Annotated in this window: 14 protein-coding genes, 1 tRNA gene and 1 riboswitch; of the genes, 9 read left to right on the top strand and 6 right to left on the bottom strand. The window is 63.4% G+C overall.

Annotated features, from left to right (window positions below; genetic code table 11):
* Positions 1–221: 221 nt before the first annotated feature.
* Both thiC and FQ746_RS26435 read right to left on the bottom strand, forming a co-directional pair.
* Entirely contained in the window at positions 222–2,153 is a 1,932-nt protein-coding gene (thiC, locus tag FQ746_RS26440) for a phosphomethylpyrimidine synthase ThiC (RefSeq protein ID WP_144112722.1), read from the bottom strand.
* A 129-nt stretch (positions 2,154–2,282) separates the two neighbouring features.
* Positions 2,283–2,401: riboswitch (TPP riboswitch) on the bottom strand.
* Positions 2,402–2,566: 165 nt separating this feature from the next.
* Positions 2,567–2,977 carry a GreA/GreB family elongation factor gene (locus FQ746_RS26435; protein WP_186310842.1) on the bottom strand — a complete coding sequence of 137 codons (411 nt, stop codon included), beginning with the start codon at positions 2,975–2,977 and terminating at the stop codon, positions 2,567–2,569.
* Between the two features lie 672 nt (positions 2,978–3,649).
* Here FQ746_RS26435 and FQ746_RS26430 point away from each other — a divergent pair.
* Positions 3,650–4,594, top strand: coding sequence for an EamA family transporter (locus FQ746_RS26430; RefSeq protein WP_144112721.1), 945 nt, complete (start codon positions 3,650–3,652; stop codon positions 4,592–4,594).
* A 13-nt stretch (positions 4,595–4,607) separates the two neighbouring features.
* Here the strand turns inward: FQ746_RS26430 and FQ746_RS26425 are convergent, their stop codons facing one another.
* Positions 4,608–6,680 carry an NADPH-dependent 2,4-dienoyl-CoA reductase gene (locus tag FQ746_RS26425; RefSeq protein WP_144112720.1) on the bottom strand — a complete coding sequence of 691 codons (2,073 nt, stop codon included), beginning with the start codon at positions 6,678–6,680 and terminating at the stop codon, positions 4,608–4,610.
* Between the two features lie 362 nt (positions 6,681–7,042).
* On the opposite strand from FQ746_RS26425, the gene FQ746_RS26420 reads away from it, so the two are divergent.
* Complete coding sequence (locus FQ746_RS26420) at positions 7,043–7,837, top strand: DUF4397 domain-containing protein (protein ID WP_144112719.1); 795 nt, start codon at positions 7,043–7,045, stop codon at positions 7,835–7,837.
* Between the two features lie 241 nt (positions 7,838–8,078).
* Here the strand turns inward: FQ746_RS26420 and FQ746_RS26415 are convergent, their stop codons facing one another.
* Positions 8,079–8,213, bottom strand: coding sequence for an entericidin A/B family lipoprotein (locus FQ746_RS26415; RefSeq protein WP_144112718.1), 135 nt, complete (start codon positions 8,211–8,213; stop codon positions 8,079–8,081).
* A 235-nt stretch (positions 8,214–8,448) separates the two neighbouring features.
* Positions 8,449–9,939 (bottom strand): sensor histidine kinase, encoded by a 1,491-nt coding sequence (locus FQ746_RS26410; RefSeq protein WP_409932434.1) that lies wholly within the window; start codon positions 9,937–9,939, stop codon positions 8,449–8,451.
* A gap of 224 nt (positions 9,940–10,163) precedes the next feature.
* On the opposite strand from FQ746_RS26410, the gene FQ746_RS26405 reads away from it, so the two are divergent.
* From FQ746_RS26405 to FQ746_RS26385, 5 genes are all read left to right on the top strand, one after another.
* On the top strand, positions 10,164–10,340 hold the full coding sequence (locus tag FQ746_RS26405; protein WP_144112780.1) for a DUF1328 domain-containing protein: 177 nt from the start codon (positions 10,164–10,166) through the stop codon (positions 10,338–10,340).
* 93 nt (positions 10,341–10,433) lie between these two features.
* Complete coding sequence (locus FQ746_RS26400; protein ID WP_075643714.1) at positions 10,434–10,595, top strand: DUF1328 domain-containing protein; 162 nt, start codon at positions 10,434–10,436, stop codon at positions 10,593–10,595.
* An 86-nt stretch (positions 10,596–10,681) separates the two neighbouring features.
* On the top strand, positions 10,682–11,248 hold the full coding sequence (locus FQ746_RS26395; RefSeq protein ID WP_144112717.1) for a bacterioferritin: 567 nt from the start codon (positions 10,682–10,684) through the stop codon (positions 11,246–11,248).
* A 211-nt stretch (positions 11,249–11,459) separates the two neighbouring features.
* Positions 11,460–12,092, top strand: coding sequence for a response regulator transcription factor (locus FQ746_RS26390; RefSeq protein WP_144112716.1), 633 nt, complete (start codon positions 11,460–11,462; stop codon positions 12,090–12,092).
* A 20-nt stretch (positions 12,093–12,112) separates the two neighbouring features.
* A complete protein-coding gene (locus FQ746_RS26385; protein WP_144112715.1) occupies positions 12,113–12,541 on the top strand; it encodes a response regulator in 429 nt (142 codons plus the stop codon).
* 22 nt (positions 12,542–12,563) lie between these two features.
* On the opposite strand, the gene FQ746_RS26380 is transcribed toward FQ746_RS26385, so the two are convergent.
* Complete coding sequence (locus tag FQ746_RS26380; RefSeq protein WP_144112714.1) at positions 12,564–13,766, bottom strand: MFS transporter; 1,203 nt, start codon at positions 13,764–13,766, stop codon at positions 12,564–12,566.
* Between the two features lie 233 nt (positions 13,767–13,999).
* Between FQ746_RS26380 and FQ746_RS26375 the strand changes: the two genes are divergently transcribed.
* Positions 14,000–14,485 (top strand): DUF2569 domain-containing protein, encoded by a 486-nt coding sequence (locus tag FQ746_RS26375; RefSeq protein ID WP_144112713.1) that lies wholly within the window; start codon positions 14,000–14,002, stop codon positions 14,483–14,485.
* A 105-nt stretch (positions 14,486–14,590) separates the two neighbouring features.
* Positions 14,591–14,675 (top strand) — tRNA-Leu (locus tag FQ746_RS26370).
* Positions 14,676–14,826: the final 151 nt, after the last annotated feature.

The raw sequence follows: 14,826 nt of genomic DNA, 5'->3' as shown, positions 1-14,826 counted from the left end.
ATGCTGACTCCCTGAGTTCTGTTTGGAAAATTCACCGGATCACGGCCGCGCCGCGTGTCGGCGGACTGTCGGTTTCGTAACCTGATGATTCTTCCGGGAGCACGCGGCGTGCCACCGTCCGCGCAAACGAGAAAGCCCGCCAGTGGCGGGCTTCGATGCTGCAATGCGGGGTTCGAACCATCGGCGCACCGTAGTTTCGGTGCGCCAAAGGCATCCCAACCTTACTGCCGCTGATAAATCTCGGCGCCTTTTTTCATGAACTCGATCGACTTCACTTCCATGCCTTTTTTCAGGGCTTCGTCGTCGGTCACTCCCTGTTGCGCCGCGAACTCGCGCACGTCCTGGGTGATTTTCATCGAGCAGAAATGCGGGCCGCACATCGAGCAGAAATGCGCGACCTTGGCCGAATCCTTCGGCAGCGTTTCGTCGTGGAATTCACGCGCCTTGTCCGGGTCCAGACCGATGTTGAACTGGTCTTCCCAACGGAATTCGAAGCGGGCTTTCGACAGCGCGTTGTCGCGCACCTGCGCACCCGGATGCCCCTTCGCCAGATCGGCGGCGTGCGCCGCGAGCTTGTACGTGATGATGCCGGTCTTCACGTCGTCCTTGTTCGGCAAGCCGAGGTGCTCCTTCGGCGTGACGTAGCACAGCATCGCGGTGCCGAACCAGCCGATCATCGCGGCGCCGATGCCCGAAGTGATGTGGTCGTAGCCCGGCGCGATGTCGGTGGTCAACGGTCCCAGCGTGTAGAACGGCGCTTCGTCGCACCATTCGAGTTGCAGGTCCATATTCTCCTTGATCAGTTGCATCGGCACGTGGCCCGGGCCTTCGATCATCGTCTGCACGTCGTGCTTCCACGCGATCTGCGTGAGTTCGCCTAGCGTCTTCAGTTCGCCGAGTTGCGCTTCGTCGTTGGCGTCGTAAATCGAGCCGGGACGCAGGCCGTCGCCGAGCGAAAAGGCCACGTCATACGCCTTCATGATTTCGCAGATGTCTTCGAAATGCTCGTACAGGAAGCTTTCCTTGTGATGCGCGAGGCACCACTTCGCCATGATCGAGCCGCCGCGCGAGACGATGCCGGTCATGCGTCTGGCCGTCAACGGCACGTATTGCAGACGCACGCCCGCGTGAATCGTGAAGTAGTCGACGCCTTGCTCGGCCTGTTCGATCAACGTGTCGCGGAAGATTTCCCACGTCAGGTCCTCGGCCTTGCCGTTGACCTTTTCGAGCGCCTGGTAAATCGGCACCGTGCCGATCGGCACCGGCGAATTGCGGATGATCCACTCGCGGGTTTCGTGAATGTGCTTGCCGGTGGACAGATCCATCACCGTGTCGCCGCCCCAGCGGATCGCCCACGTCATCTTGTCGACTTCCTCGCCGATCGACGAGGTCACGGCCGAGTTGCCGATGTTCGCGTTGACCTTCACGAGGAAGTTGCGGCCGATGATCATCGGCTCGCTTTCCGGGTGATTGATGTTGTTCGGAATGATCGCGCGGCCGCGTGCGACTTCTTCGCGCACGAATTCCGGTGTGATCGAGGTCAGACCGTTCGGACCGAATGCGCTCGCGCCGAATGCCTGGCCCGGGTGCTGGCGGCCCATCATGGCAGCCAGTTTTTCGCCGTTCGGGCCGCTCGTTTTGAGACTCTCCAGATACTCGGCACGGCGCTGGTTCTCGCGAATCGCGATGTACTCCATTTCCGGCGTGACGATGCCGCGGCGCGCGTAGTGCATCTGCGAGACGTTCTTGCCGGCGATCGCGCGGCGCGGCGTGCGGTGCAGGCCTTTGAAGCGCAACTCGGCGGTCGCGGTGTCGGCCGCACGCTCGCGGCTGAAGTCGCTCGACAGGCCGGTCAGCGCTTCGGTGTCGCCGCGCTCTTCGATCCACGCCTGACGCAGTGCGGGCAGGCCGTTGCGGATGTCGATCTTCGCGTCCGGATCGGAGTAAGGGCCCGAGGTGTCGTACACGTACACCGGCGGATTCTTTTCGCCGCCGAAACTGTCGGGCGTATCGGACTGCGAGATTTCGCGCATCGGCACGCGGATGTCTGCGCGCGAGCCGGTCACGTAGACCTTGCGCGAGTTCGGCAGCGGAGCGACGGCGGCTTCGTCGACGTGAGCGTCGGCGGAAAGAAACTTCGGATTGGCGTTCAAGGTGATCTCCTTTATCGACCCGGATGCACGAGGCGATGCCCGGGTCCCATGCAAATGCAATGTGGGGAGCTAGGCAGGAGACGAGACGGAAGATGTCGGAAATCGCGAGAGGATGAAGCCATACAACTGGAGCGAGTTCCGTACGCTTCCCTGCGCTGGCATTATCCAGATCAGGTTCAAAGGGTATTTCTCACCCACGCAACACGGCTAGACGACTGCCATGCTACGCAGGACCCCCGCGTTAGCAGCGCACACGATACACCGGGCGGCCGACGCTTGGCAACCCGTCGTCGAAAACGCGCCGCGGTGTGGAAGGCAATGAACGCTCGTGCGATGGGGCGCATTTCACCGGACAAGTCGCTGGAAATTCACGGCAAAAGGCACAGCAAAAGCCGCGGCAGGTCGCGCGAAACTTACAGCGTGAAATCGTCCGCGGCTTCGGGCTGGAACAGAATCTTGTCGAGCTTCAGCACTTTCTCCGTGCCGCTCGGCGGCGTGAAGCGGATCTTCTCGCCGCGTTTGGCGCCCAGCAACGCGAGTCCGAGCGGCGAGAACACATTCAGGCGTCCTTGCGCGAAGTCGGCGTCGGGCGGATACACGAGCGTCCAGGTCATGTGCTCGTCGGTGGCTTCGTCGATCAGCGTGGCTTGCGAATTCATCGTGACGACGTTGGCGGGAATGTCGTGCGAGTCGACGATCACGGCACGTTCCAGCACGTCGTCGAGCATGTCCTGCAGTTTTGCGTCGGCGCCCGGCGCGCCCGCATGTTTTTCGAGGCGGGCAACGTCGAGTTCGGTGAGGAAACAGGTTTTCGTCTTTTTCACGATGGGTACTCCAGTTCGATCTGCAGATGAGGGGATAGCGTGCGGATGAGATCGGCCCGGAACCCGACGACGCGGCTCCGGACATGGGTGGAGCAGCGTTAGATCGGGCGCCGGGCGGCGTGGAGCGGGAGCGTTCGGCGTGGCTCGTGAAGGCGGCGCAGTGCGTTTTCCGCGCGTGCGCAACCCGGTGCGCGGCGCGGGCGCAAACGGGTAGGGGCACGGAAAGCGGGAAAACGCATGGGCAATGGAGGCGAAGTCGGGGAGGAAAAGTCTGGCGCCGCCGTGGCGACGAAGAAAGGGGAATGTTAGCACGGTGCCGCGCCACACCCGCCGGGGCACTTTGCCGTCCAGTCTCGATGCGCCGATGCGCGGTAGATCAGGCGCCTTTCGCTTTGTTGCAAGTACGCCATAAAGTTACGATTCTCCGGCGCGATGCAGTGGACGCTTACTGCATAATTCGGGGCGCGCCGACGTCCGACGCAGATCTGCTGCTCCCTTACCGTTCCGCCACCATGTCCGCCAGCCTCGCCCAACCGACCGCATCGCCGATGCGGTGTCCGCCGTCCCGACTTCGGGCTCCCAGCGGAGGCGATGTTGCAGTTCGGGCCGCCTGTCCCGCCTCCCGACTGGTAACCCGATCACACGTTCCACCGGCACGGGCGGACTGAACGCATGTCGCCGCAACTGCCTGGCCGCTCTCCACGCTTCCCACGCTTTCCCCTTCTTTCGCTGCGTTTGCCGCAGTCCCGCAACGGCCAGATCGCGCTCGCGCTCGCCGTCGTCTATCTCGTGTGGGGCTCGACTTATCTGGCCGTGCATGTCGCGCTGGGTTCGTTCCCGCCACTTCTGATGTCGGGTCTGCGCAACCTGTTTGCCGGCATCGGGCTGTTCATTTTCGCGGCACGCCGCAAACCGGTCTGGCCGGGCGCGATCGAAATTCGCAACGCCGGTCTGGTCGGCACGATGCTGGTCGGTTTGTCGAGCGGGATGCTGGCGTATGGCATGCGTACCGTCGGCACCGGCACGGCCGCGGTGATGGTCGCGACCGTGCCGCTGTTCGCCACGGTGATCGCTGCGGTGGCGGGTCGCAAGATCGGCCGCAGCGAATGGTTCGCGGTCGGGCTCGGGCTGGTCGGCATCGCGATTCTCAGTCACGGCGACAACGCGCCAGGCTCCGCCGGCGGCAGCCTCGCGATTCTCTGCGGCGCGTTGTTCTGGGCCGGCGGCGCGCATCTGGCCGGACGTCTGAAGCTGCCGTCGGATCTGTTTCTGTCGACGTCGTTGCAGATCGGCCTGGGCGGCGCGATGTCGACGATGGTTGCGTGGGTGTCGGGCGAGCGCATGCTCGAGATTCATTTTCTGCCGATGCTGGCGTTCGTCTACCTGATGCTGATCGGCACCATGTCCGCGTATGTCGCGTACGGTTTTCTGATCCGCCACACGAGCCCGATCATCGCCAGCAGTTGCATGTACGTGAATCCGGTGGTGGCGGTGGCGCTCGGCGCGTTGCTGCTGGGCGAGCCCGTCACGCATTCGACGGTGATCGCCACCGTCGTGATTCTGGCGAGCGTGGGCTTGTCGTTCTGGCTCGACTATCGCAAGAAGGGACGCGCGTGAAGCAGGCGGTAATCTAAAGCGCCGCCGCGAGTTCGGCGCCTTCGCGAATCGCGCGCTTGGCATCGAGTTCGGTCGCCACTTTGGCGCCGCCGATCACGTGATAACGCGGCCCGCCGGGCACCGGTCGCTCAGGTGCGCCGGCCGATGCCGATGCCGTCGCCGACGCGGCTTGCGGCAGCAGTTCGCGCAACGATTCCTGCCCCGCGCAGACGACGATCGTGTCCACCTCCAGCCACTCTTCGACGCCTGCGCGCGCGATCTTCAAACCGCGCTCGCCGATCTCGCGATACGACACGTCGCCGAGCATCGTCACGCCGTGTCTGGCGAGCGTCGCGCGATGCACCCAGCCGGAAGTCTTGCCGAGTCCCATGCCGAGCTTGCCCGCCTTGCGTTGCAGCAACCAGATCTGCCGCGCGGCTTGCACGGGCGCGGGCGTTTTGAGACCGCCGCGCTCGCTCACCGACAGATCGACGCCCCATTCGTCCAGCCATGCGTCGCGCGGCATCGGCAGCGGCTCGCCCGCGCGATGCAGCAGAAACTCGCTGACGTCGAAGCCGATGCCGCCCGCGCCGATCACCGCGACGCGCGCACCCACCGGCGCACCGCGCAACACGTCGACGTAAGAGAGCACGTTCGGCCCGTCGATGCCCGCAATTGCCGGGCGTCGCGGCACGATGCCGGTGGCGACGATCACGTCGTCGTAAGCGCCCGCAGCGAGCATCGCGGAATCGACGCGCGTGGCGAGCCGCACGTCGACGTGATGCCGCTGCAACTGGCTCTGAAAATAGCGGATCGTCTCGCTGAACTCTTCCTTGCCGGGCACGCGCATCGCGAGATTGAACTGGCCGCCGATCTGCGGATGCGCTTCGAACAGCGTCACGCGGTGCCCGCGCGAGGCGGCCACCGTCGCCGCCGACAAACCCGCTGGACCCGCGCCGACCACGGCAACCGAACGCACCGGTTGCCCGGCCGCGAGCGGCCGGTAGACCAGTTCGGTTTCGTGTCCCGCACGCGGATTCACGAGACAGCTCGCCCGCTGGTTTTTGAACGTGTGATCGAGACAGGCCTGATTGCAGGCAATACAGGTGTTGATTTCATGCGCGCGCGAGCCGGCTGCCTTGGCGACGAACTCGGGGTCGGCAAGCAGCGGCCGCGCCATCGACACCAGATCGCCCGCGCCGTCCGCAAGCAGTGACTCGGCGAGCTCGGGCGTGTTGATCCGGTTCGAGACGATTACCGGCACGTTGACAGCGGCCTTCAACCGCTTGCTGAGCGCCGCGAAGGCCGCGCGCGGCACGGAGGTGACGATGGTCGGCACGCGCGCCTCGTGCCAGCCGATTCCGGTATTGAAGAGTGTCACGCCGGCCGCTTCGAGCGCGCGCGCGACCTGCACGGTTTCGTCCCAGGTGTTGCCGCCTTCCACGAGGTCGATCAGCGAAAGCCGGTACACGATGATGAAGTCGCGGCCGCACACGGCGCGCACCCGTTCGACGATTTCGCGCGCGAGGCGCAGGCGGTTTTCGATACTGCCGCCGTAACGATCGGTGCGCCGGTTGGTGCGCGGACAGAGGAACTGATTGAGCAGATAGCCTTCGCTGCCCATGATCTCGACGCCGTCGTAGCCGGCGCGTTGAGCGAGCCGCGCACAGCGCGCATAGTCGCGCACGGTGCGGGCGACGCCGGCGGTGGTGAGTGCGCGTGGCTTGAACTTCGAAATCGGCGATTTGATTGCCGAAGCGGACACGACGAACGGTTGATAACCATAGCGTCCGGCATGCAGGATTTGCAGCGCGATCTTGCCGCCTTCCGCGTGCACGGCGTCGGTCACCAGCCGATGGTTGCGCAGGTCGAACACCGAATTGAGCGTGCCACCGAACGGCAGCAACCAGCCTTGCCGGTTCGGCGAGATGCCGCCGGTGACGATCAGCCCCACGCCACCTTTGGCGCGTTCACGAAAATAGGCGGCGAGTTTCGGGTAATTCCAGAAGCGGTCTTCCATCCCCGTGTGCATCGAACCCATCACCACGCGGTTGCGCAAACGGGTGAAGCCGAGGTCGAGTTCCGCGAGTAAGTTTGGGTAAGACATGCCGGGCGCCGTGTAAGGTTGGGATGCGCACGAACGATACACCGCACACTGTGCCACTCGATGCGAAGAAACTTTCTAATTCGTGCAACTGCTTGACCTGAAAGACCTTTGCAAGGAGCACGACACCTTGTCGACCGCCGCGGCACAGGCATTGCTCAATGCGAGCGTCCTTTGACACGGACCGCGCCAGCCAAAAAATGGCGCGATGTGCGCAGGGAAAAAAGGAGGGGTGTTTCGTTGCAGAGGACCGCGCCACGACGTTCAGCGACCGGTGAACGTCGATTAAAACGGCCGGCTTTCCGACGGCGAACGCCTATCAACCAGAATGGGTCGAGCACCCACCATCGATATAGGTGAACACAATGAAAATGATCCGAACCATGGCGGCCGTCGTTGCCGTCGCATCCGTACTGAGCGCATGCGGAGGCGGCTCCGACGACGTAGGCAAGGAGCTCGGCCTGACCAACCCCGAGATCCATTTCATCCACGCCATTCCGAGCGGGCCGGCCGTGGACTTCCTCGTGAACGGCAGTGCGCCGTCGGGTCAGACGAACATCAGCTATAAGGGCGTCACGAACTTCACCAATATCAATACCGGCTCGATCAACGTGGGCTACGCCGCGACCGGCACGACCACGGCGCTCTCCAGCGGCAATTTCCCGGACGTGTCGAAGGGCCACGAGTACACCGTGCTGGCGTTGCCGGGCGTGACCGGCACGGACATCGGTCTGATCGACGATCCGTTCGACAAGGGTCTGCTGTCCAACAGCGCACGCGTGCGTGGCTTCAATGCGTCGGCTAACGCGACGAACCTCGACCTGTATCTGGTGCAGGCGTCCAACACGAGCATCAGCGCCGTCTCGCCGACGATGTCGGCTGTCGCATTCAAGAGCGCGGTGCCGGCCAGCGGACAGGATTCGATCTACGTGTCGGGCGGCCAGTACGTGTTGATCGCGACGGTGGCCGGCAGCAAGACGCCGATCTTCCAGTCGCAGGCATTCTCGCTGTCGAACAATGCCGACTGGCTGATCACGTCGGTGCCTATCGCCGGTGCGCTGAGCCAGTTGCTGCCGGGCCAGATCCATCTGCTGATCGCGCAGAACGGCAACACGAGCACGCCTAGCGTCGAGTTGACGAACTCGTTGACGGGCGCTTAAGCAGGCGCATCGATCCCGCTTCGTATTGCATCGACCAAACAGAACAGAAGCGGACAGGTCCGGGGGAGGACACAGCGGCGGTCCACGCAAGTGGGCCGCCGTTTTGTTTTGGCGCTGCGCAGTCGCCATAAAAAAAGCCCACCGCGTTTTCACGCGATGGGCGATGCCTTGACGGCTTGCGCTGCACCCGGCCAGAAAAGCGCTGGCGGGTGGCGCGTCTTGTTTAAAGCGTAAGTCCGGCTTACTTGGCCTGCTCGGCCGTATTCGAGATGGCGTGACCACCCGAAGAGATGTCCTGACCCGCGCCTGCAACCGTGTTGCAACCGGCAAGCGCAGCTGTCCCTGCAATGAGAAGCAAAGCGATCAGTCGATTCATGAAAGTTCTCCTTGTCGAGAATGCATCGGTTGACGTGCTGCTATCGAGCGGCACGTGCTAGCTGCGCTAGCTGTCGTCCGACCGGGGCTTACGCCAGTCGATCCGGTCTGACTGCATGTTAAAAAATCGGCAAAGGGTGCGCTGTCAGTTGCGTCGCGATTCTCCTGTAGGCGCCCACCGGACTTTGCGTCGGCGTCGTCCTACACGATGCGGGCGAGGCCTGTCTGGTGCCGGTTCACACGGTGCTCTTCGACGGCACCGCGGGCGGCAGATCGATCGACGGTGTCGCGGTGCTGACACTCGGCATGCTCACGTCGATGTCGGTGCCGCTCGGCGTGCCGCGCCGGATATCGAAGCGGCCGCCATGCGCCGCGACCCGCTGGCGCATGCCGAGCAGGCCGTGCGTGTGAGTCCGCTTCAGATCGGCCGGCATGATGCCCACGCCGTTGTCCGCGATATGCAAGGCCACCTCGCCGTCGCCGACCTGCAACGCGATCGACACCTTCGACGCGCGCGCGTATTTGGCCGCGTTCGTGAGCGACTCCTGCGCGACGCGGAACAGCGCGATCTCGGTCTGCTCGTCGAGCTTGATGTCGTCTGCGGGCAGATGCAGTTCGAGCGTCCAGCCGTTGCGCTGAGCCGCTTCGTCCGCGAGTGTGCGCAGCGCGGTGACCAGCCCGAAGTTGGCGAGCACCGTCGGCCGCATGTCTTCGATGATGCGGCGCTTCAACGCAATGCCCTGGTCGAGATTAGCCAGCGCGCGCCTGAGCTTCTCGGAGATGTCCGGCTCGCTGTCCTTCAGTTTGCGGTTGGCCCACGCGACATCCATCTTGCTCGCGGTGAGGATCGCGCCCAGTTCGTCGTGCAGTTCGCGTGCGAGCTGGGTCTTCTCGTTCTCGCTGACCGCCTGCAAGTGCCAGCCGAGCGCCTCGAGTTGCCGGGTGCGTTCGGCGACCAGCTGGTCGAGACCTTCCTGCTGCGTGATCAGTTGACGCTGCACGCGTGCCTGGCGATCGAGCTGAATGCCGAGGTTACGGAACAGCAGAATGAACAGCACGATGTTCAGCGCCGATAGACCGGCCGCGCACAGCGTGGAGATACGTTGATCGGCCCGGCTCGCGGCGAGCGCATGCTGCGCGCGACGGTCTTCGTTGTCGCGCAGCAGCAGGAGCGTGCTGTCCACCAGGGTCGCGCCGGCCGGGTCGGCCTGACTGATGGGCCCGCACGCCGACAGATCGAGCGGATGAGGCGCGGCGCGCTGCAATGCGTTTGCTCCGGCGCCAATGCGCGCGTCGATCAGCGAAAGAATCTGGGTGAAGCTCGCGAGCTCTGCGCTGTCCGCCTTATTGCTGCGATAGAAGCGGCGCAACGGCTGCTCGTTCTCGCGTATTCGTGCTGCGCTCGCGCAGAACTCGTGCGCCGCGGCGTCCTGTTTCGTGAGCAGGAATTCGCTTTGATGCTCGCTCAGCCGTGCTAGCTGACTGGCAAGCGTGCTCAACTGGACAGTCACGTCGCGCGCTTCGAGCGCGGTTTCGTACTCGGCGGCAATGCGTTCGCGCGCCGTTTCGAGAATCACGAGGCCGCCCACGGTGATGACGATCGCCACTGTCATCGCGATCGCCCAGCTGCGATTGCGCATCCAGTCTGCCAGTCGCGTAGCGGCGCCGGAGCGCGGCGCGCTCGACGGGTTCGGCCGATCGGGCGGGTTGGGTTGCGGGGTGGACAGGCTGGGCACGTTCGCTCCTGAGGTGGTCCGTGAGTGTAGACGATGCGTGCATCAGGTATGAAGGCGAACCATCGGAGCGCACGATCGACGGATGACGTAAAGCGGCCGTCAGCTCGTGTAAGCGGATTCTCACACGAAAAACGGCGAGTGTCGGAATGCGCCCGGCGTGACGGCTCGATAGGATGGACCCGATCGTTCAACTATTCGTTCTGGAGGTAGCCATCATGCTGAAATGGGCGTTGTTCTTCGCCGTCGTGGCCGTGATTGCCGGCCTTCTCGGCTTTACCGGCGTAGCCGCAGGCGCGGCTGCCATTGCCAAGTTCCTGTTCGTCGTGTTCGTGATCCTGTGCGTGGTGTTTCTCATCCTCGGCTTCGTGGTGACGAAAAAGATCATCGATTAGCGCGCCGGGCCGCGAGCCCGGCGCCTCGACCTGGTTTTCGTCACGCTTCGCTTTACGCGGAACTCAACCCAGCACAAGAGAAGGAGAGTCGCCATGCTTCACTATGCCGTCGTCTTTTTCGTGATCGCAATCATCGCTGCGGTGTTCGGTTTTACCGGTATCGCCGCAGGCGCGGCCGAAATTGCCAAGATCCTGTTCTACATTTTCCTGGTCGTGTTCGTAGTGACGCTGCTGCTCGGCGTATTCCGTACCTAGACCCGAGGCGATGCCCTCGACCGGCACGTCAGGCGCGATTCGTGCGTGACGTGCAGTTCCCATCTACCGGATAAAGGAGAAATTCAATGGCAAATGCAACTGATGCTCAAGGTACGAAGTCCAGCGATCCGTTCGTGATGGACATCGACAGGATTCGCGCCGATGCGCGCAAGCATATGTCCGATGGTCCCGTGACACAAAGCTACGGCGCCGATCGCGACACCGTGCTCAAGCTGCTCAACGACGCGCTGGCGACGGAAATCGTCTGCACATTGCGTTACAAGCGCCATCACTTCATGGCCAAGGGCATCAACTCCGAAGCCGTGGCAGCCGAATTCGCCGAGCACGCGACGGAAGAGCAGGAACACGCCGATCGCATCGCCGAGCGTATCGTGCAGTTGGGCGGTGAGCCCGATTTCGCACCGGACGGCCTGAAGTCGCGCTCGCATTCCGAATACAAGGAAGGCGACAGCCTGACGGACATGATCAAGGAAAACTTGATCGCCGAGCGCATCGCTATCGATACGTATCGCGAGATCATTCACTACCTCGGCGAGAAGGACGTGACGACGCGTCGCCTGTTCGAAGAAATTCTGGCGGTCGAAGAAGAGCACGCCGACGATATGGCGGATTTGCTGGAAGGTCGCGAGTAAGCGAGTCAGGCAGTCATTGGGCGGATGGGACGGCGCGCGGGGTGACCCGCTGCGACGCGTCTCGCCGCCGCTGTGTTGGCTCGCCGTATCGGCTCGCCGTATCGGCTCGCCGTATCGGCTTGCCGTATCGGTTCGCCGTACTGGCCGGGCCAGACCCGCGGGTCATTACAATAGCTGCTTTGGAGCGATTCCTTGCACGGACACCAGACCGATGATTCGAGTGTTGATAGCTGACGACCATGCCATCGTCCGGGGCGGCTTCAGGCAGTTCGTCGCCGATGAGCCGGACATGTGCGTCGCCGCCGAGGCTGCAACCGGCGACGAAGCCATCGCGTTAGTGCGCGAGCAGGCGTTCGACGTGGTGCTGCTCGACATCGCCATGCCGGACAAGAACGGTATCGACACGTTGCGCGTCATCAAGCAGGTGCGCCCGGAGCAGGGCGTGCTTATTCTGTCGGGTTATCCGGAGAGCCAGTATGCAATCAACCTGCTGCGCGCAGGCGCGAACGGTTATCTGAACAAGGATTGCGAGCCCGACGAAATCGTGCGGGCGATCCGTTCGGTGGCGCGTGGGCATCGGTATCTGTCGGAAGCGGTCGCCGATACACTGGCCGACAATCTCGACAAACCGTCGGCGGGCCGGCCGCACGAATTGCTATCCGAGCGCGAATTCCAGATCTTCTGCAAGCTCGCGGCCGGGCGTCTTCCGACCGAGATCGCAGACGAGTTGCATCTCTCCGTGAAGACCGTGAGCACCTATCGCGCGCGTGTGTTGGAGAAGATGCGGTTGGCTAACAATGCCGATCTGACTTATTACGCGATCAAGAACGGCTTGATCGAATAATGAACGATCGAAACAGGGCGATGAACAGCGAATCGAACTCCAGTGTCGTACGACCCAGCCACGCGCCTCTGCGCGTGCTGCTGATCGAAGACTCGCCGCTGATTCGTCGCAGCCTCGTCGAGGCCATCGACGCGTCCGGCTTCCTGCAGGTCGCCGCCTACGCCGACTCCGCCGATCAGGCCATCGCGCTGCTGAACGACGAAGCGTTCGACGCGGTCATCGTCGACCTGCAGTTGAAGGAAGGTTCGGGTGTACCGGTTCTCGCTTACCTGCAACGGGAAGGGCTGACCGAGTCGATGTTTGCCGCCGTGCTGACCAATCACGCGTTGCCTGCGTATCGGGCGCGCTGCGAGCAATATGGCGTGCGCCACTTCTACGACAAATCGTTCGAGTTCGACCGCGTGCTCGATGCGCTGCACGAGTATGCGTCGGCGCGTGGCGACGAATAACATTCGCCCGCACTCCTCGTGATCAGCCCGCTGCCGTGCGCGAAGGCAAGCGCAAGTGATTCCACGCAGCCAGTCCGGCGAATGCCACGCCAGCCACACTGACGCCGAGCCAGCCGAATATCGGCCAGACCACCGCGCCGACTCCCGAGCCAACTGCTCCGCCAATGAAATACGCGACCATGTACACCGTATTCACGCGACTGCGTGCATCGGGCTTCAACGCGTAGATGCGCGACTGATTCGAAATCTGCGCCGCCTGCACCCCGATGTCGAGCACGATCACGCCGATGACGAGGCCAGCAATACTGGTCGCCGACACGCCAAAGACCACGAACGAGATCGCGACCAGCGCGATGGATAACGTGATGATGGCGCGCGGTCCGCGCCGGTCGGCGAATTTGCCGGCGAGCGGCGCGGCCATCGCACCTGCCGCGCCGACGATCCCAAACAGCCCCGCCGCTTGCGGTCCGAGATGAAAGGGTGCACCCGCCAGCAGCAACGCGAGCACCGACCAGAAGATGCTGAACGCGGCGAACATCGCAGCGCCGGTGAGCGACGCTTCACGCAACGCGCGATGCTCGACGACCAGATGCCACATCGAAACCAGCAGCTTGCCGTAGGGTAGCGTCGAGGTCGGCTGGCTCCTGGGTAGTCGCAGGATGATGACCACGGCCAGCAGGATCAGCACCACCACCGAGATCGCGAACACCGCGCGCCAGCCCAGATATTCCGCAATCACGCCTGCTGCGGTTCGTGCGAGCAGGATGCCCAGCAGCAGCCCGCTCATGACCACGCCGACCGCATGACCGCGCCCGGACGGCGGCGCGAGTTCGGCGCCGAACGGCACGGCCTGCTGGGCAATCGTGGCCAGCACGCCGATCGCCAGACTGGCGACGATCAGCACGGCGAGCGAAGGAGCAGTGGCCGCGACGACGAGCGCGACGCAGATGCCGGCGATCTGCAGCAGGATCAGCCGGCGCCGGTCGAAGCGGTCGCCGAGCGGTGCGAGCAGCAACATGCCGGCCGCGTAGCCGAGTTGCGTGACCGCGGGCACTGCGCCGACCCACGACGCGCTACGGGGAAACGACTGACGCAGATTGTCGAGCAGCGGCTGGTTGTAATAGATGTTCGCGACCGAGACGCCGGCGATGGTGGCAAGCAGAAACAGCAGGCCGCGCAGCGACCGGTTGGCGGAAGCGGGTGTGGCAGCGTCGGGAGTGGACATGAGAGCGGGAATTCGATGGACCGGCCCATGCACGGTCCTTGAGCGTGCCGATCATACCGGAGCGGGGCACATCGTGTGTCGCTCTGGCGCATTGGTTCGAGCGTCGCAGTGAGGATGGGGGCGAGTGCATGCGCGTGCACGTGCGCATGTGCGTCGCCGGCGAAATTGAGATGGTGGTTTGGCGATTGTTCGTAGAATGCCGCCGTTTCCCGACACGATGCAACTTCGATTTGATGAACACGACGACAAAGCCGGTGACGAGCGCGCGAGGCGGCTGGCTGCCGGTCGTACTCATCGGACTGGCAGCCTGGGTGCTGAGCACCGCGATCGCATTACGTGAGCCGCTGAAGCTGATGCTCGAATGGGAGTTGCTGGCGGTGTTCGTGCGGCCGCAGACGCATGGCTGGTATCGCACCGTGATTGCCATGGTCGGATGCGACGTGCTGATCGGCGGGTTTATCGTCGCCGGAGCGGGGTGGATCGCGTTGCTGGCGTGGCGTCGCTCGGTGCGCTTTCTCATGCAGGTGCAAGCGTGGTTGTTGACGATCGTCGTGCTGCGAGCGGGCGCCTATCTGCTTGGCGATTACATGACGCACGCAATCGGCATTGCGATCGCGATACCGTTCGGCGGATTCGCTCAGGCTGTCGTGGTGGCCGGGCTCGCAATACCGTATTTCAGATTGTCGCGGCGCGTCCGGGAAGTTTTTACGAAAGCGTGAGCGGGCGAGGGTGTCGAGGTAGTGGTAAGCGGGTCTGCGTGAGACCGGCTTGGTGGGGGCGGGGGGCGATGGTAGAATTCGCGTCCACGTAAGTTTGCGCCCCCTGCCGGGGTGATGAAATTGGTAAACATAGCGGACTTAAAATCCGCCGCCTCACGGCTTGCCGGTTCAAGTCCGGTCCCCGGCACCACAATATCAGCAAGGCTCTCGGCGTTTTAGCTATCCCCGGCGTCTTCACCGGGGGTGTGGGTTTTTCTGCCTCATTCCGAACGTCTGATTTCCTCCTGCCTCTTGTCTGGTGGCCCCGGCGCAAAGCGCGGATCCGGGGTTCCTCGACTGAC

Source organism: Paraburkholderia sp. BCC1886, from assembly GCF_900996245.1.
Classification (GTDB): Bacteria; Pseudomonadota; Gammaproteobacteria; order Burkholderiales; family Burkholderiaceae; genus Paraburkholderia.
This window is presented reverse-complemented; position numbering and strand designations above follow the sequence as displayed.